This window comes from Chryseobacterium sp. 2TAF14, assembly GCF_052115105.1.
In the GTDB taxonomy this organism is placed as follows: Bacteria; Bacteroidota; Bacteroidia; order Flavobacteriales; family Weeksellaceae; genus Chryseobacterium.
In genome coordinates this window covers 19113-35928 of record NZ_JBFRGA010000042.1, presented here as the reverse complement: position 1 = coordinate 35928, position 16816 = coordinate 19113, and the positions used below count along the sequence as shown (strand labels likewise).

Below are 16816 nucleotides of genomic sequence, written 5' to 3'. Positions count from 1 at the left end.
CCGTAATGGAATCATAAACAATCCAAGATTGATCACATAGGCGATCGGCAAAGCCAGAACATATAAAATGATAAACTTCTTTATAAATGAAGAATATGAATAGGGGATCGGTGTGTTTTTAATTCTTTCGCAACCTCCGCAAACATCTAGAAAACCTGAAATTTGAGTGTCTAAATACAGCATTTCTACATCCGAGATTTTACCTTCCTTTTTTAATTGATGCAATTTGTGAGTCAAAAGAATCACCAGATCGGAAGGACCGTGATGCCTTAAAGATTTTTCGATTTCAGAATAATCTTCATCCAGAGCCCATCTCGTAGATTCCTGGGAAAGATGTTTAGCCAAAAAATGCGGAAAATATTTTAAATATCGTGCAATCTGATCCGCAGAATTTCTGTCGTCGGATAAAATAGCATTGATTTTTACAGCAAAATTTCTTGTGTCATTTACCAGTTTTCCCCAAAGTTTTCTGCCTTCCCACCATCTGTCGTAAGCAGTATTGGTTCTGAAAACCAAAAGCAAAGACAAGACAAAACCCAATAAAGAATGAATCATTCCCACATTGCTGACTTTAGATTTTGACGTTAAATGCAGGTATTCAATTTCCAGGTATTGGATCCCGTAAGAGTAAATTGCCATCAAAATCATTGTCGGGAACAAGATTTTCAGGGTGTCGCTTTTGTGTAAGCTGACCAATATTTTCAGGAAATGTTTAGTATTGTAAACTCTCATGGATTGTGTGTGTTCTGCAAAGATAAAATATTCGGTTTGTTTTTTTTCGCAGAAATTTTATTTAACTTAATGGATTGATTTAAGGGATGCATATTTTTTAACAACAAACACCATTGTTGTCCAAAATACTTTAGCAAAATGTATTAAAATTAAGTTTATGCTTAAGATCTGTGCAAATCTGGGTAATCTGTGGGAATTAACATCAAAATTTTTATAAATTTCAAAAAAACACTATTTTTATTTCGCATTAAATTACAGACTCATGATTCTTGAAAACGTAGATGTTGTAAACGATATAACGAAAGAAGATTTTCAGCAAAATTATTTTAAAAAGCAGAAACCGCTGCTCATAAAAAATTATGCAAGCCGTTGGGAAGCTTTCGATAAATGGAATTTTGATTTCATTAAAGAAAAAGCCGGCGAACAGGAAGTCCCGTTGTATGACAACAAGCCTGCAGATGCAAAAAAAAGCTCTGATGCGCCGGTTACAAAGATGAAAATGAAAGATTATATCGATACGATTAAATCTAAACCTTCCGATCTTCGTATTTTCTTTTACATTATTACAGACCGTCTTCCCGAATTATTGAAAAACTTTACTTATCCTGATTTGGGAATTAAATTTTTTAAAAGACTTCCCACTTTATTTTTTGGAGGAAGTGAGGCGCATGTTTTAATGCATTATGATGTAGATTTGGGAGATTTTATGCACTTTCATTTTGAAGGAAAGAAAAGAATTCTTTTGTTTAACCAGAAACAGTCGAAATTCTTATATAAAGTTCCGTTGTCGGTTCACACCGTTTACGAAATTGATTACGAAAATCCAGATTATGAAAAATTCCCTGCCCTGAAATATGCAAAAGGCATTGAGATTTTTATGGAACATGGCGATGCGCTTTTTATTCCCGGAGCTTTTTGGCATTTCAACCGATATTTGGAACCGGGTTTTTCAATGTCACTTCGAGCTTTACCCAATAAGCCTAAAGTTTTTGCCAATATGCTTTATCATGTTTTCATCATGAGATATACTGATAAATTGATGCGGAAATTGTTTAAAGCGAGTTGGGTAGATTTCAAGCAAAAATGGGCGTATGAAAAGGCGACGGAGGCTTTGGAAAAGTTTGAGAGGAAGTCGACAAAAAATCAGAAGTGACTTTCATTGTTATTCCCACAGATTGCACGGATTTCACAGATTGTTTTTGCCACGAATTCACGAATTTTTACCATTAAAATTATTTTAAACATCATTTAAGGAAAATGATAATAAAAAAATTTGTGCATTCGTGGCAATTTTTCCTCAATCATCCGTGAAAATCTGCGGAATCTGTGGGAGATTTAAAATCAACATTTCCCTCCTTCTTTTTTATTTCCTATTTTTACCAACCCAATTTTAAGAACGATTTCAATGGCAAAGGCGACGAAGAAAGAGACCCCGTTAATGACTCAGTACAACACCATCAAGGCGAAATATCCTGATGCACTTTTACTTTTCAGAGTGGGAGATTTCTACGAAACTTTTGGGCAGGATGCTGTGCGAACTTCCCAGATTTTGGGGATTGTTCTTACCAAAAGAGCGAACGGAGAAGGTCATATCGAACTGGCCGGTTTTCCGCATCATTCGGTAGATTCTTATCTGCCAAAATTGGTGAGAGCCGGACTTCGTGTTGCAATTTGCGATCAGTTGGAAGACCCGAAAACCGTCAAAGGAATTGTAAAACGTGGGGTTACCGAACTGGTGACTCCCGGAGTGACTTTCAATGACCAGGTTTTAAGTTCAAAAAAGAATAATTTCCTGCTTTCGCTTCACAAAGAAAAAGAAAAATACGGAATTGCTTTGGTGGATGTTTCTACCGGCGAATTTTTGGTGAGCGAAGGAAATTTAGATAAGATTTTACACATCATCAATACTTTTGATCCCAGTGAAATTATTTATCAAAGAAGTGTACAAATTCCGGATCAGCTTAAAAATAAAAATGTTTTCAAGCTTGAAGATTGGGCATATCAATACAATTTTGCTTATGAAAAGCTGACGAATCAGTTTAAAACCAATTCATTAAAAGGCTTCGGAGTTGAAAATTTACCGTTGGCAATTACGGCGGCAGGAGCTATTTTTGCTTATCTGGTTGAGGATACACATCACAAATTATTGGCGCACATTACCAAAATTCAGATTATTCCGCAGGAAGATTATCTGATGATGGATCATTTTACGCTGAGAAATTTAGAAATCGTTTTTCCAAGTAATCCTAAAGGAAAATCTTTATTGGATATTATTGACAAGACTTCCACACCAATGGGTGGAAGATTGTTGAGAAGAAGAATTATTCTTCCCTTAAAATCTGTTGCAGAAATAGGTAGAAGACTTTCTTTAATTGATTTTTTAAACGAAAATGATCAACTGAAATATGAAATTTCTCAATTATTGCGCTCAATTTTAGATTTAGACCGATTGATGGGAAAACTGGCGGCAGAAAAAATTTCACCTAAAGAATTAGGTTATCTGCGTCAAAGTTTGATTAATATTCAGAAAATTAAGGGGTTGCTACATCCTCATGCAGATATTTTGGCTTGGCTTGAACCGCTGAATTCTTTGGATGAATTAATTGAATTACTTGAGAATCATTTGAATGAAGAACTTCCGGTGAATCTTGCGAAAGGAAACGTGATTAAAGAAAATATTTCTGAAGAACTTGATCATTTGCGAGGTCTGCAAAATAAAGGACGTGGTTTTCTTGACGAAATGTGTCAACGCGAAGTAGAACGTACCGGAATTACCAGCCTGAAAATCGATTTTAATAATGTTTTCGGATATTTTATTGAAGTAAGAAACACGCATAAAGATAAAGTTCCGAGCGACTGGATCAGAAAGCAAACGCTTGTAAATGCCGAAAGATACATCACTGAAGAACTGAAAGAATACGAAAGCCAGATTTTGGGTGCTGAAGAAAAAATCAGTGTTCTCGAAAATCAACTGTATCGAAAAGTCTGTTCAGACACGATGATTTATATTGACAGAATTCAGGAAAACTCAAATATCATTGCGCAGCTTGATGTTGCAGTCGGTTTTTCTGAACTGGCTGTTTCTGAAAGCTATACAAAGCCCGTTTTGAACGAAGGTTTTGGAATCGATTTGAAAGAAGCAAGGCATCCGATCATAGAAAATGCGCTTCCTTTAGGCGAAAAATATATTCCGAATGACATTTTTTTAGATAAAGATTCTCAGCAGATCATTATGGTTACCGGACCCAACATGGCGGGTAAATCGGCGATTCTTCGCCAGACTGCGATTGTTTGTTTAATGGCGCAAATCGGAAGTTTTGTCCCTGCAAAACATGCGGAGATTGGTGTTTTAGATAAAATTTTTACCAGAGTTGGAGCCAGCGATAATATTTCGGCGGGCGAATCTACTTTTATGGTGGAAATGAATGAAGCTGCGAATATTCTGAATAATATTTCTGAAAGAAGCTTGATTTTATTAGACGAAATCGGGCGTGGAACTTCTACTTAYGACGGAGTTTCTATTGCTTGGGCAATTGCAGAATATCTTCATCAACATCCGACGCAGGCAAAGACTTTGTTCGCAACGCATTATCATGAATTAAACGAAATGACTGTGAATTTTGAGCGTGTGAAAAATTTCCACGTTTCTATTCAGGAAAATAAAGGAAACATTATTTTCTTGAGAAAACTAATTCCGGGTGGAAGTGAACATAGTTTTGGTATTCATGTGGCAAAACTGGCGGGAATGCCTTCAAAAGTCGTCAACAGAGCTAACGAAATTCTGAAAACCCTTGAAGCAAGCCGTTCTCAAGGTGGATCTTCTGAAAGCATTAAAAGAGTAACAGACGAAAATATGCAGCTTTCTTTCTTTCAGTTAGACGATCCCGTTTTAGAAAATATCAGGGAAGAACTAACGAAAATTGACATTAATACTTTAACGCCGATCGAAGCTTTAATGAAGCTGAATGCGATTAAAAAGATGATTGGGAAATAATCATTCCTTATACATTGAGAGAAGAACTCTAAATTTACTTCTTACTGTTTCTCCTTTCAGCTTTGCAGGTTCCCATCGGTCTTTAATGTTTAGAGCAACCTTTTTTATTTCTGAAGCAAAGCTCTCATCGTTGCCCACAACCTGTACATCAGTAATCGTTCCGTCTCTTTCTACTACAAAAGAAATGGCACTTTTGAGGCTGCTTTCATTATTTGTAGTTTTCACTTTGTCTAGGTTAGCTAACTTTTTAATTTTGTTTCTGTATGCTTCTATCCCTTCCGGAAATTGTGCAATCTGATCAGGATCTTCGTAAATTGCAAGTACATCTACGGCGCTGGGAACGTTTATAGATGAAGGATATCTGTTTGTAGTGGGAGGAGGAACGGGAGAGTTTGTATATTGCCCAAAAGTTATTCCACTACTTAATATTGCAGTTATTAAAATAAAGTTTTTCATGATTAAATTTCCTCAAAAATAAAAAAATCGACGTCAATTTTCTGACATCGATCGAAGTTTTTTAAACAAATAAAATTATTTTTAATTATACTTTTTACTCGTCAAAGGAAAATAAAATAAGTAACGAACTGCTTCACCATTGATTTTTGCGGGTTTCCAGCGGGCAAAAATCCGTCTTACTCCCTGTTCTGCTGCTTCTGCATGTTTTTTGTTTTTGGCAACAGCGGTAACGTTTCTTACGTAGCCGTTTTTTTCAACAATAAAATAAAGTCGGGTATCTATTTTTTCGTTTTGTTTAAGGTCTAAAGTTTCAATGTTTTCGAAATATTTTCTTTTAAAAGCATTCATTCCACCTGGAAATTCGGGAAGAGAATCTGCTTTTGTAACGACCTGCTTTAAGTCTAATTTGGTTTTAATAATATTGTAATCAGGCAACGCCGAAACATCTGAAATAGTATTCTGAACAGTGTTTTTCGTAGCCGTTTCCTGAGCAAATGCAAGGGAAGTAAAAAAAAGACCAAGCAAAAAAATCGTTTTTTTCATTCAATTAATTTTAATGAAATTGTTTTCTGAATCATTATCAGACGTATAGTTAAACAAACTTTTGCATCAAACTTAATACCAATTATTCAAAGTTTATGTTGAGAGGTACTCTGAAACGGTATCTTACTTTTTGCCCGTTAATTGTGGCGGGAGACCATTTGCCTTTAATTTTAGAAACTGCTCTTATGGCTTCTTTATTGAAACTTTCATTAGTTCCGGAAGCTTTAATGTCTGTAAGACTGCCATCTCTTTCAATGACAAAAGTAAGCTCGCATTTTTCTCTTCCTTTACTGATAACGTTCTTTTCTTTGAAATTTTTAGCAAACTTTTGCCTGAAAACATTGATGCCTCCGGGAAATTCTGCAGGTTTTTCAACGTCACTGAAAATCTCAGATTTTTCTTTTTTCAGATCTAATTCCTGCAGCTCGGTTGTTCCTGCAACTTCCTGGGCTTGTGCAAAGCAGCTGAATATGATGGCTGAAAGTACGATAAGTTTTCTCATTAAAAGATTTTCGCAAAAATAAGGTTTCAATTTAGATTGCATTTAATTAATTAACAAAGTTTAACAGCTCTGCTTTACCGGCATATTAATTCATTCGTTAATTTTGAATATGAAGAAAATTTTGAGTTTTACGACACTGATTTTCAGTATGTCTTTTTGTTTTTCGCAGGAGCAGATTATTGTAAATGATGTTCCGTTGATTAAATATGAAGTATTAGAAAAGAAAATTCAGAAAGAAAAAGATGTCTTGCTGGTTCTGAATTTCTGGTCTACGACGTGTGCTCCGTGTGTGAAAGAGCTTCCTGATTTTATGGAAGTTAATAATAAATACAAAAACAACCCGAAATTTAAAATGCTTCTGGTGTCTTTAGACCGCCCGAAAGATAAAGACCGTGTTATTCAGTTTATCAAAAACAAAAAACTCGGCGCAGAAGTTATTATTCTTGATGATATTAAAAGAATGAATACCTGGATTCCCCGATTTGAAAAAAACTGGGACGGAAACATTCCTGTAACCATTATTTATAAAAACTCAGAAAAAGTACACTTCAACGACGGCGAAATGACAAAAGCCGAACTGGAAAACATAATTACAAAAAATCTATAAATCATGAAAAATATTAAAATCTTGATGACTGCCGCAATAGTTGGTTTGAGTCTGCTGAGCTTTACGGCAAAAAATGATAAACACGAAGAGCCAAAATCAAAAACAGCCTCTTCAAAAGGGTATGAAGTTGGCGATACTGCCGCCGATTTTAAGCTTAAAAATATTGACGGGAAAATGGTTTCGCTGAGCGATTTTAAAAAAGCAAAAGGCTTTATCGTTATTTTTACCTGCAATCATTGTCCGTATGCGAAAAAATATGAAGACAGAATCATCGCATTAGATAAAAAATATAAAGATGCAGGTTATCCTGTGATTGCGATTAACCCAAATGATCCGAATGTGCAGCCTGAAGATGGTTTCCAGCAAATGATTACGAGAGCCAAAGAAAAAGGTTTTACGTTTCCTTATTTGGTAGATGAGGGGCAGAAAGTTTATCCTCAATATGGGGCAACAAAAACGCCACATGTTTTTATTCTTCAAAAAGAAGGGGCGAAAAATATCGTAAAATATATTGGAGCCATCGACAATAATTATGAAGATCCAAATGATGTTTCAGAACGTTATGCAGAAGATGCTTTAAATGCTTTGCTGAATAAAGAGCCGGTAAAAATGACCAAAACCGTTGCGATTGGATGCACGATAAAAGTGAAAAAATAACTTTATTTTTAAAATTAAATTGAGATATTAGAGCAGGCTTTAAGTCTGCTTTTTTTATAAAATTTAGCAAAAAACAATCATGATGAAATTTAAATTTAACCTCAAATATTTACTTTTAACCCTTTTTATTTTTCTTGTTGAGGTCTTAATTGCCACTGTTTTAAAAGATAATTTCTTTATCAGAGCTTATCTTGGAGATGTAATTGTCGTGATGCTGCTTTATACATTTGTGAAAAGCTTTTTTATTGTCGATAAAACCAGACTCATTGTCGGGATTTTTGTCTTTTCATGTTTAATAGAATTTGCCCAGTTTTTCAATATTGCAGAAATATTAGGCTTCCAACCCGGAAGCCTGATGTATATTGTTATCGGAAATTCTTTTTCATGGATCGATATTTTGTGCTACGCTGTTGGATGCGCAATTTTATATATTTTTGTAAAAATTCAGGAAAGAATTAAAAAGCTTAATCCAGATTAAACTGAAGAGGTTGACGCATTTTATTTTTAACTTTCACGCCGTTTTGTTCGGCAGGAATCCACTTGGTTTTTATTTTACCGAGCGCTTTCAGAAACTCTTGTTTCACCAGTTCGTTGTCGTAAGATTCTATTTTCAGATTAATTATACTTCCGTCGGTATCAACATCAAAAACAGCAATAGCTCTTGCTTTCGAAAGGTTTTGCCTGGCTAATTTAGAAGTGTCGAAATTATTGATAATCTGTTTCATAAATGCAGAATGACCACCCGGAAATTCAGCAATTTTGTCAGCGGATGTTTTTTTCCTGTACTCTGATCCTGCTTTTACTTCAGAAGTACGCATTGAATCTTTTTGAGCATCAATAGAAATGATACAAAATAAGATCAGTAAAAGCGCAAAATATTTTTTCATAACTATGGTTTTATCTTCCAAACTGGTCGTATTTATCTTCAGCGTATTTTATAAAGTGGTTCRGCAAAGCCACATTTTCTTTTTCCATGGGAGAAAGCTCGCTGTCGACATTGTTTGAAACCGGGATGTACCAATCGGTTTGCTCAAAAAAGTTTCTGTAGGTTTGTTTTTTAAAAGCATAACCGTGTCTTGCAAAAACAGAGTTTTTAATAATTTCCATATCCAGTTTTCTTAGATTTTTCAGGTCTTTCTCTGTCAGTTTCTGTTTTGAGGCATTGATTTTGAAGACGGCATCAGAAGCAAACCTGTTTTTTGAAGTGGTGTAAATTTCTGTTTTTCCTGTTTCTTCGTCGGTATATTTTTCTTTAAAATCTTTCGGGTTTTCCCAGTCAACCAGATCAGAATTTTCATCCAGCATAAAATTCGAATTGTAAACGAACTCTTTTTTGATCAGCTTTAAATTTTTTAAAGGAGCTTTTACCGCAGATTTATTAAAAGCAGTCCAGTTTCCTGTAAGGCTGTCATTGGTTAGCTTAACTTCAAATCTTCCATCGGTTTTATCATTTCCCGGTTCATCCAGCACGAAAGATTTTGTCGATTCGTTGAAAACGCCGCGGAAAGGTCTTTGGTTTCCGTTCACAATGCTTTGTCCGTAAACGCTGTCTTTGGTAATCCTGTTGATTTTCAAAGCAATTTTTTTATAAACATTGCCTTCGTATTCTTCACCAATTTCGGGAACAATCATTTCTTTTCCTGCAAAATCACCCATATAAATTCCATAATATTCCTGATGGGTTTCAGGGATTGCTACAGAATCTTTTTTTGCGGTTAGACTGTCTTTAGGCTGTTCTGTAGTGGTTGTTTCTTTTTTACAGCTTATTAAACTGATCGTAAAGAGAGTGATTAAGGTAAATTTTAAAATTTTCATATTAAATTAAATGTGCTTTTTTGCGATTAAATATTCTATTAAAATCAAATTTGGAATCCAACCGAGCCATGCAATAATCTGATAAACATCCATCGGATTTGGGTGGAATAAATATACAATAATTACTTTCCACATTCTCAATGTGATGGCAGAAATTGTGAGCGCAAAACTTCGCCACATCCATTTTTTGTGTTCACTAAACTTTTTTTGCCGTGCTAATTGATAGGCTTTACACGTGGTAAACCACCACAAACAGCCTAAAATGACAAAAGACATCTTCGAAAGAAAACCTCCGTTGGCAAAAATCCCCATGTAAATTCCTGAAGGTGCAGCAAAAATTAGAATCAAAAAAATATAAATTTTCCCAGCGTTTTTATGGAAATTCTTCAACCGGAAATCTTTTCTGATAATCGCTAAAAATCCGGTTAATAAAACAAAAATGCTTGTATAAACGTGAGTGTAGAAAAACCAGAGATATTCCGGTCTTTCGTTCACTTCTGTCTGTTTTATCATTAAAAAACTCACATTCGGATCTAAAGGAATATATTCTAAGGTTATTTTCAGCATTAGCCAAAAGAAATACCCAAATCCTATAATGAGAAGGATTTTTAGAAAACTGAAGATATTTCTTTTAACCGCAGACATTTATTAATCTTCTGCAAAAGTTATTGTAACAGGCAATCTGTATTTAGAATCAATTGGTTTACCATTTAACTTTTTCGGAAACCATTTGAATTTGTTCATTTCGGTAATTGCTCGCTCCATTTCGTTATTCATAGAAATGCTTGTTCCAGTTGCTTTTATGTTGGTAATTTTTCCTTCTGAAGTGACGATAAATGTAGCTTCGGACTTTATTATTCCTTTTTCATTGACTTTATCCCGATCAAGAATTTCATAAAATTTGTGTCTGAAACCATATGCTCCTTCTGGATAAGGACTGTCATAAATAAGGTTAACTTTCTCGTCTTTTTTATTAGATGAAACACTTTCTTGTGAAAATGCTTTGACATTAATAATAATTACAAAAAAAGCTAATAATTTTTTCATGATAAATTAGGTTATTGATTATTCAAATCCTGTGCAATCAGCCACGCCTCACTCCAGCAAGCCTGAAAATTAAATCCGCCGGTTACCGCATCGATATTTAATACTTCTCCGGCAACGTAAAAGTTAGGCAAAATTTTCGAAGACATATTTTTAAAATTAATTTCTTTTAAATCTACGCCGCCTGCAGTTACAAACTCATCTTTAAAAGTAGATTTTCCGGTTACCTGAAACTTCTTTTTGCATAAATTTTCAAGAATAGTCTGCATTTCTTTTCCTGAAATATTGGCAATCTGTTTATTGAGATCTACTTTTGAAACTTCCAGAATTCTCTGCCAAAAACGATTCGTTACTTCAAAAATCTTAGATTGACCGATCGATTTTTTAGGATTTGACTGCTTGAAATTTTGGAACAGTTCTTCCGCATCGTCTATATCTTTTGAAATAAAATTAACCTCAATTTCGAAATTGTATTTTACTTTTGCAAGATTAATCGCTTCCCAAGCCGAAATTTTTAAAATTGCAGGCCCCGAAAGTCCCCAATGCGTAATCAATAACGGTCCGCTTTCTTCAGTTTTTAGTTTTGGAATCGATGTTTCTGCCATTTCAAAACTTGTTCCGGCTAAGTCTTTCAGTAAATCATCTTTAATATTAAAAGTGAAAAGTGAAGGAACCAAATTAATGATTTTATGACCTAAATTTTCAATCATTTTTAACGATTTTGGCGAACTTCCCGTTGTGTAAACCACAAAATCGGCTTCAAAATCTCCCAAACTTGTTTTAACCAAATATTTTTCATTTAGTTTTTCAATTTCTTTTACAGAACATTTCGTTTTTACTTCAACATTTTTCTTCTGAATCTCATTCAGAAAAGTATTGATGATGGTCTGTGAAGAATTGCTTACAGGAAAGATTCTATTATCGTTTTCTATCTTCAACGAAATGTCTCGGTTCTCAAACCATTCCATCGTATCTCCCGGCTGGAATTTTGTAAAAACACTTAATAACTCCTTGTTTCCGCGAGGATAAAACTGAACCAGTTCTCTCGGATCAAAACAGGCATGGCTTACATTACATCTTCCGCCTCCTGAAATTTTTACCTTCTGAAGTACATCAGAATTCTGCTCAAGAATGGTGACTTTATATTTCTTTTCGTCAAGATTTGCTGCACAGAAAAATCCCGCTGCCCCGCCTCCGATAATGATAATTTGCTTCATAATTATTTAATCTTATGCTGAAGATTATTTTTGCAAAACTACAATTTTTATAAACCATCTTATTTGAGTAATTTTGGGGATTATAATTTTTGAATTTTTTCTAACCACAAAAGTCGCAAAAGCTTTTTAACACATTAGTTATTTTAAGTTTAATTGAAGAACACATTAGTTTTTTGAAAATCTAAGATTTTCATCTGTTGTGAACTATATGTAATCGTATTTTAAGCTTTAGGATTACAATTTATCTTTTGTGGTAAAATTAAGTTCAAATTAAACTTTTAATAAATGACTTTTTACCATACATTCGAAGTTCGCTGGAGCGACTTAGACGCAAATAAACACTTGGCCAACTCATCTTATGTGCAATATTGTGCGCAAACCAGGATGGCTTTTATGAAAAAGGAAAAGATGGGAGTTACCCAAATGAGCCGTTGGGGAATTGGTCCGGTCATTATGCATGAAAGATTTTCGTTTTTTAAAGAGATTTTTGCAGATCAGAAAGTGATTGTGAGTTTAGAAATTGACGGTTGTGCAGAAGATGCGGCAATCTACCGTTTTGTACATAAATTCTATCTTCCTGACGGTTCGCACTGCGCAACTTCAGAAGCAACCGGAGTTTGGATTGATACGATGCTAAGAAAAATGACTTCTCCGCCGGATGATGTTGTGGAAGCGATGAATAAATATAAAACTGCTGAAACGGTATTGATGACGAGAGAAGATTTCAAAAAGCTGCCCTTCCGTCCGGAAAATATTGATCCGGCAATTTTTAATAAATAAATGATAATTGATAAATGATGATTGATTTAGTCATCATTTATCGATTATCAAACATCATTTATAATTTAACGTATGTTTGAAGATAAAGAACAAGAATTAACACCGATCTCGAAACTTGGAGAGTTTGGTTTAATTAAACACTTAACGGAATTTTTTCCTTTGTCGAACGAGTCTTCCGAGCTTGGAGTAGGAGATGATGCCGCAGTCATTAATCCCGGAAATAAAAAAGTTGTTTTGACAACGGATGTTTTGGCGGAAGGTGTTCATTTCAACTTAGGATATGTTCCGTTGAAGCATTTAGGCTATAAAGCGGTTGTTGTAAATCTCAGCGATATTGCAGCAATGAATGCAACTCCTACCCAAATTTTGGTTTCTCTTGCCGTTTCAAACCGTTTTCCGGTAGAAGCTTTGGAAGAATTATATGCGGGAATTCAGGCGGCTTGCGGAAGATATAAAGTTGACTTAATTGGCGGAGATACAACAAGTTCCAATGCCGGTTTAGTAATGAGCATTACCGCAATAGGAATTGAAAATGATGAAAACATTGTCAAAAGAAGCGGTGCAAAACCAAACGACTTATTGGTAGTAACCGGAGATTTGGGCGGAGCTTATATGGGGCTTCAGATTTTGGAAAGAGAGCATGCGGTTTTCTTAGCCAACCCGAATATGCAGCCTGAAATGGAAGGCTTCAATTATATCTTGGAAAGACAGTTAAAACCTGAAGCAAGAACCGATGTCAAAGGAATTTTAGAACAATTAGACATCAAACCGACTTCTATGATTGATATTTCTGACGGTCTGGCTTCGGAAATCCTGCATCTTTCAGACCAATCGAATGTTGGTTTCAGATTATATGAGGAGAAAGTTCCGATGGATAATCAGACGATTGCAACGGCGGATGATTTTAACCTAAATCCTGTCATGACGGCTTTAAGTGGAGGTGAAGATTATGAATTGTTATTCACGATTTCTCCGAATGATTTTGATAAAATAAAAAATCACCCCGATTTTACGATTATCGGTCATGCTGTTGAAAAAGAAGAAGGTAACTTTATGGTTGCAAGAGGCTCTAATCAATTGGTTGCTTTAACGGCTCAAGGTTGGGATGCTTTCTTGGGAAGCCAGCAAAATGGTTAAAATTTAATTTTTAAATATTGTGAAGCCACTGCATTTTTGTAGTGGTTTTTTTGTCAATTGAAATTTTTATAATTGAATATCAATCAGTTGTGATTTTTTTTTAATTAAAATTCAAAAAAATATTTTTTGAATTAAAAATTAATGTACATTTATAGCAATAAAAAACACATAAAAAAACCAAAAAGGATGAAAAAAATTACACAATCAATTATATAGATTCTCTATATAACTTCCTATATTCATTTAACGTTTGCGATTTATTTTAATAATAGTTTAAAATTCTATTGTTAAGATATTACTTCTGCTTACTAATTACTCATTAAAAATACATTTATGAAAAAAATTATTTATTTCTTACTTCTATTTTTATTTCAGCAGTCTTTTGCACAAAATTTTTCAAGTTTTACTACAGTAGGTACTCAGGATCAATATGTACCTGTGGTATTCAGGTCTACCAAAGCTGATGGGGGTAACACGACATTTTACATTTCGAGACCAAATATTCATGAAACCAGAGGATGGCTTGCACATGGAATTTTAGCCGTTACAGGTATTGGCAATGGTTGGGGATCAAATGGCAACGGGCTGCGTGTTGATAATTTTACTTATGGATTTCAAACTTTACCTGATTCTAGAAGAATATCTTTTGTTGGAAGAATAGTTTGCGCTCAGGCTACCAATAACATTATAGTCTATTTAAGGGGAGGAACTCTATATTATTATGGAAATGCAGAGTTAATATCAAATACAGGTTCATATCAAGATGCCGCAGGTCAGAGTTTAGCTACTGTTCCTATTACAGATCCATTATACAATTTACAAAAAGGAACTTATTATGGTAACTTCGATATTAATGCAAAAACATCAAATTTTGCTGCTATAGATAATGGAAATGTAGGAATTGGTGTAAGTAATCCTTTAAATAAATTGGATGTAGATGGAATCATTCATGCAAAAGAAGTAAAAGTTGATTTACAAAATTGGCCAGATTATGTATTTAAAAGAGATTACAAACTTAATTCATTGGAATCAGTTGAAAGACACATTAAAGATAAGGGACATTTACCTAATATTCCCCCTGCAGAAGATGTGGAAAAAAAYGGTTTGAAGCTGGGAGAAATGGATGCAAAACTTCTTGAAAAAGTAGAAGAACTTACTTTATATATTATTGATCTTAATAAAGATATAAAGCAATTGAAGAAAGAAAATCAAGAGATTAGAGATACAATGCAAACATTTTTAAAATAGAATTGGCATTTATAAAAATAAACACAACCGAAAAAAAATTATCCGAATGCAGAAAATCTATCATAAATCTTTATTGACAGCTTCTGTTCTTTTCTTCCTTCTTTCACAGGGGCAAATTAAAGATTCATTACAAAATCAACAGCAAGAAAGAGAAATATCAGCTTTTAAAAGCAAGATCAGCCAGTATGATGAACGTCAAAAGCAAGAAGTTCAAAGACTTAAAGGCTTAGGGTATGAAGAATTTATTTCTGAAAAAGGAAATGAAAAACAGCTTATAGGATCTGATGAAGAGGGGCGACCTTTATATTATACGACACAACACTTACAGGAAATAATGGAGATATTGCAGCAAGAGGCATTGCCCACGGAGCAAAAATAAACGCTTATGATTGGGCTAATGATGTTTCAGAAATGCTTGCAGCAGCTTACAATAATGGTACTAATGGAATATTAGTTGCGAACAACAGCTATGGTTTTGACCCTCTGTATCTTCAAACCTATCAATTCGGAAAATATAATATTACTGCGCAATCTTGGGATAATTTAATGTATTTAAAGCCCTATTTACAAATCGTAAAAGCAGCGGGAAATTCCAGAGAAATAGATCCAACGATAGTTCCTCAGGTTTCTGCTAAAAACGGATACGACTTGCTTGAAGGAGCAGGTATTGCAAAAAACGTCTTGGTTGTAGCCTCAGCCAAGAAAAATGTTAATATGAATTCTGATGAAGCTTTTGATATTTCAACATTTAGCAGTTATGGGCCAACTGATGACGGAAGAATAAAACCGGATATCTGCGCTCCCGGAGAAAACATATATTCATCAATAGAAACTTACGATGCAGCTTATGGTACTTATAAGGGGACTTCATCTGCTGCAGCTGTGGTTTCAGGAATTATAACTTTATTGCAGCAATATTACAAATCTGTGAGTCCTTCGCAGAGCTACATGCTTTCCTCTACAGTAAGAGCATTACTTGCACATACAGCAAATGATAAGGGAACGATAGGGCCCGATTATATTTATGGATGGGGATTAGCAGATGCAAAAAGAGCTTCCAGCGCAATTTATAATAATATTGAAGGAAGCACCAATAACCAGAAAAAAACAACATTAATAAAAGAAATTAAATTAAATCAGGGAAACAAATATACTCTGTATGTAGTTCCTTACGAAACGACTCAGCCATTATCTGCAACTATTTCCTGGACGGATCCTCAGGGAAATTTGGTTAATAATGTTGTAGACCTTAACAGTCCTAATGTAATCAATGATTTAGATTTAAAAATAGTAAAAATAAATACTAACGGAACTGAAACAACTTATTATCCATGGAAATTAGGAGGAATGAGCAATCTGACGGGTGCTGCAACCAATAATTCTACCAATAATGTAGATACGATCGAAAGGGTTGATATTGCAAATCCTGCTAAAGTAACATATAAAATTATTGTTTCTCCAAAAACCAACACTACACCTTTATTACCTGGTGGAACTCAGACTTTTTCAATCGTTATTTCGAATGTAGACTTTTGTTATAAAGAAGATCTTAAAACGTTGGTAAGTCCTGCAAATGATATTACGACAAGCCAAACAATTATGGCCAAACAAATAGTTGCAAGCAATAAAGTAATTTCCCCTGTACAGAATGTGGAATATATTGCTTCAAGAGATATTGTTTTACTTCCGGGCTTTCATGCCCAGCAAGGAGTGGGTTTCCGAGCTTTTATCACACCATGTTTTGATTTGATTTCTGCATTTAAATATAAGGCTCAGGAAAGAGTAGGGTCAGAAGGTACAACTGTTTCTAACGCATCTGCACTTGGGCATTTTACTTTATTTCCAAATCCTGCCAAAGAAGAAGTAAATATAAGATTTACATTACAAAACGAATCTCCAATAAAAATTTCAATATATGATGCTTCCGGTAAACTAATTTCCACAGACCAAAGCTCAGATAAGTTTCCAAAAGGGGAGTTTATAAAAACAGTCGATACGAGATCCCTACAACAAGGAGTATATATGGTTTCAATAGAAACAGCAGAGTATAAGGAAACAAAAAAACTTATAATCAAATAAATATC

Annotated in this window: 19 protein-coding genes; 10 read left to right on the top strand and 9 right to left on the bottom strand. The window is 34.4% G+C overall.

What is annotated here, in order from left to right:
* A partial coding sequence (locus AB4Y90_RS07010; protein ID WP_441556703.1) for a hypothetical protein occupies positions 1-732 on the bottom strand: 732 nt, incomplete at its 3' end.
* A 262-nt stretch (positions 733-994) separates the two neighbouring features.
* On the opposite strand from AB4Y90_RS07010, the gene AB4Y90_RS07005 reads away from it, so the two are divergent.
* Together AB4Y90_RS07005 and mutS are read left to right on the top strand one after the other, a co-directional pair.
* Positions 995-1885 (top strand): cupin-like domain-containing protein, encoded by an 891-nt coding sequence (locus AB4Y90_RS07005; protein WP_441556702.1) that lies wholly within the window; start codon positions 995-997, stop codon positions 1883-1885.
* Positions 1886-2137: 252 nt separating this feature from the next.
* Entirely contained in the window at positions 2138-4726 is a 2589-nt protein-coding gene (mutS, locus tag AB4Y90_RS07000) for a DNA mismatch repair protein MutS (protein WP_441556701.1), read from the top strand.
* Here mutS and AB4Y90_RS06995 read toward each other — a convergent pair whose 3' ends face one another.
* From AB4Y90_RS06995 to AB4Y90_RS06985, 3 genes are all read right to left on the bottom strand, one after another.
* The gene (locus AB4Y90_RS06995; RefSeq protein WP_441556700.1) at positions 4727-5182 is read right to left on the bottom strand and encodes a hypothetical protein; all 456 of its coding nucleotides are present in this window, start codon (positions 5180-5182) and stop codon (positions 4727-4729) included. It abuts the gene before it with no gap.
* Between the two features lie 81 nt (positions 5183-5263).
* Positions 5264-5725, bottom strand: coding sequence for an energy transducer TonB (locus AB4Y90_RS06990; RefSeq protein ID WP_441556699.1), 462 nt, complete (start codon positions 5723-5725; stop codon positions 5264-5266).
* Positions 5726-5807: 82 nt separating this feature from the next.
* On the bottom strand, positions 5808-6227 hold the full coding sequence (locus AB4Y90_RS06985; RefSeq protein ID WP_441556698.1) for an energy transducer TonB: 420 nt from the start codon (positions 6225-6227) through the stop codon (positions 5808-5810).
* Positions 6228-6336: 109 nt separating this feature from the next.
* On the opposite strand from AB4Y90_RS06985, the gene AB4Y90_RS06980 reads away from it, so the two are divergent.
* The 3 genes from AB4Y90_RS06980 to AB4Y90_RS06970 all read left to right on the top strand — a co-directional run bounded on the left by AB4Y90_RS06980 (position 6337) and on the right by AB4Y90_RS06970 (position 7969).
* Entirely contained in the window at positions 6337-6834 is a 498-nt protein-coding gene (locus AB4Y90_RS06980) for a TlpA family protein disulfide reductase (protein WP_441556697.1), read from the top strand.
* A gap of 3 nt (positions 6835-6837) precedes the next feature.
* Entirely contained in the window at positions 6838-7491 is a 654-nt protein-coding gene (locus tag AB4Y90_RS06975) for a thioredoxin family protein (protein ID WP_441556696.1), read from the top strand.
* A gap of 82 nt (positions 7492-7573) precedes the next feature.
* Positions 7574-7969, top strand: a complete 396-nt coding sequence (locus AB4Y90_RS06970) for a DUF2809 domain-containing protein (RefSeq protein ID WP_441556695.1) — start codon at positions 7574-7576, stop codon at positions 7967-7969.
* Here the strand turns inward: AB4Y90_RS06970 and AB4Y90_RS06965 are convergent.
* The 5 genes from AB4Y90_RS06965 to AB4Y90_RS06945 are packed head-to-tail and all read right to left on the bottom strand — an operon-like array spanning position 7956 to position 11567.
* Positions 7956-8378, bottom strand: coding sequence for an energy transducer TonB (locus AB4Y90_RS06965; RefSeq protein ID WP_441556694.1), 423 nt, complete (start codon positions 8376-8378; stop codon positions 7956-7958). The genes AB4Y90_RS06970 and AB4Y90_RS06965 overlap by 14 nt on opposite strands.
* Before the next feature lie 10 nt (positions 8379-8388).
* Entirely contained in the window at positions 8389-9306 is a 918-nt protein-coding gene (locus tag AB4Y90_RS06960; RefSeq protein ID WP_441556693.1) for a YARHG domain-containing protein, read from the bottom strand.
* A gap of 6 nt (positions 9307-9312) precedes the next feature.
* Positions 9313-9951 carry a DUF2306 domain-containing protein gene (locus AB4Y90_RS06955; protein ID WP_441556692.1) on the bottom strand — a complete coding sequence of 213 codons (639 nt, stop codon included), beginning with the start codon at positions 9949-9951 and terminating at the stop codon, positions 9313-9315.
* A gap of 3 nt (positions 9952-9954) precedes the next feature.
* Complete coding sequence (locus tag AB4Y90_RS06950) at positions 9955-10353, bottom strand: hypothetical protein (protein WP_441556691.1); 399 nt, start codon at positions 10351-10353, stop codon at positions 9955-9957.
* 11 nt (positions 10354-10364) lie between these two features.
* Complete coding sequence (locus AB4Y90_RS06945; RefSeq protein ID WP_441556690.1) at positions 10365-11567, bottom strand: NAD(P)/FAD-dependent oxidoreductase; 1203 nt, start codon at positions 11565-11567, stop codon at positions 10365-10367.
* 285 nt (positions 11568-11852) lie between these two features.
* Here AB4Y90_RS06945 and AB4Y90_RS06940 point away from each other — a divergent pair, with 285 nt between their 5' ends.
* The 5 genes from AB4Y90_RS06940 to AB4Y90_RS06920 all read left to right on the top strand — a co-directional run bounded on the left by AB4Y90_RS06940 (position 11853) and on the right by AB4Y90_RS06920 (position 16811).
* Positions 11853-12347 (top strand): acyl-CoA thioesterase, encoded by a 495-nt coding sequence (locus tag AB4Y90_RS06940; protein ID WP_441556689.1) that lies wholly within the window; start codon positions 11853-11855, stop codon positions 12345-12347.
* Positions 12348-12419: 72 nt separating this feature from the next.
* Entirely contained in the window at positions 12420-13484 is a 1065-nt protein-coding gene (gene thiL / locus AB4Y90_RS06935) for a thiamine-phosphate kinase (protein ID WP_441556688.1), read from the top strand.
* A gap of 333 nt (positions 13485-13817) precedes the next feature.
* On the top strand, positions 13818-14732 hold the full coding sequence (locus AB4Y90_RS06930) for a hypothetical protein (RefSeq protein WP_441556687.1): 915 nt from the start codon (positions 13818-13820) through the stop codon (positions 14730-14732).
* Positions 14733-14778: 46 nt separating this feature from the next.
* Complete coding sequence (locus tag AB4Y90_RS06925; RefSeq protein WP_441556686.1) at positions 14779-15111, top strand: hypothetical protein; 333 nt, start codon at positions 14779-14781, stop codon at positions 15109-15111.
* Entirely contained in the window at positions 15036-16811 is a 1776-nt protein-coding gene (locus AB4Y90_RS06920; protein ID WP_441556704.1) for a S8/S53 family peptidase, read from the top strand. The genes AB4Y90_RS06925 and AB4Y90_RS06920 overlap by 76 nt, the downstream gene beginning before the upstream one ends.
* Positions 16812-16816: the final 5 nt, after the last annotated feature.

Coding starts and splice junctions, on each gene's coding strand:
- AB4Y90_RS07005 (WP_441556702.1), top strand. CDS start 995: ATGATTCTTGAAAACGTAGATGTTGTAAACGATATAACGAAAGAAGAT.
- AB4Y90_RS06995 (WP_441556700.1), bottom strand. CDS start 5,182: ATGAAAAACTTTATTTTAATAACTGCAATATTAAGTAGTGGAATAACT.
- AB4Y90_RS06990 (WP_441556699.1), bottom strand. CDS start 5,725: ATGAAAAAAACGATTTTTTTGCTTGGTCTTTTTTTTACTTCCCTTGCA.
- AB4Y90_RS06985 (WP_441556698.1), bottom strand. CDS start 6,227: ATGAGAAAACTTATCGTACTTTCAGCCATCATATTCAGCTGCTTTGCA.
- AB4Y90_RS06980 (WP_441556697.1), top strand. CDS start 6,337: ATGAAGAAAATTTTGAGTTTTACGACACTGATTTTCAGTATGTCTTTT.
- AB4Y90_RS06975 (WP_441556696.1), top strand. CDS start 6,838: ATGAAAAATATTAAAATCTTGATGACTGCCGCAATAGTTGGTTTGAGT.
- AB4Y90_RS06970 (WP_441556695.1), top strand. CDS start 7,574: ATGAAATTTAAATTTAACCTCAAATATTTACTTTTAACCCTTTTTATT.
- AB4Y90_RS06965 (WP_441556694.1), bottom strand. CDS start 8,378: ATGAAAAAATATTTTGCGCTTTTACTGATCTTATTTTGTATCATTTCT.
- AB4Y90_RS06955 (WP_441556692.1), bottom strand. CDS start 9,951: ATGTCTGCGGTTAAAAGAAATATCTTCAGTTTTCTAAAAATCCTTCTC.
- AB4Y90_RS06950 (WP_441556691.1), bottom strand. CDS start 10,353: ATGAAAAAATTATTAGCTTTTTTTGTAATTATTATTAATGTCAAAGCA.
- AB4Y90_RS06945 (WP_441556690.1), bottom strand. CDS start 11,567: ATGAAGCAAATTATCATTATCGGAGGCGGGGCAGCGGGATTTTTCTGT.
- AB4Y90_RS06940 (WP_441556689.1), top strand. CDS start 11,853: ATGACTTTTTACCATACATTCGAAGTTCGCTGGAGCGACTTAGACGCA.
- thiL (WP_441556688.1), top strand. CDS start 12,420: ATGTTTGAAGATAAAGAACAAGAATTAACACCGATCTCGAAACTTGGA.
- AB4Y90_RS06925 (WP_441556686.1), top strand. CDS start 14,779: ATGCAGAAAATCTATCATAAATCTTTATTGACAGCTTCTGTTCTTTTC.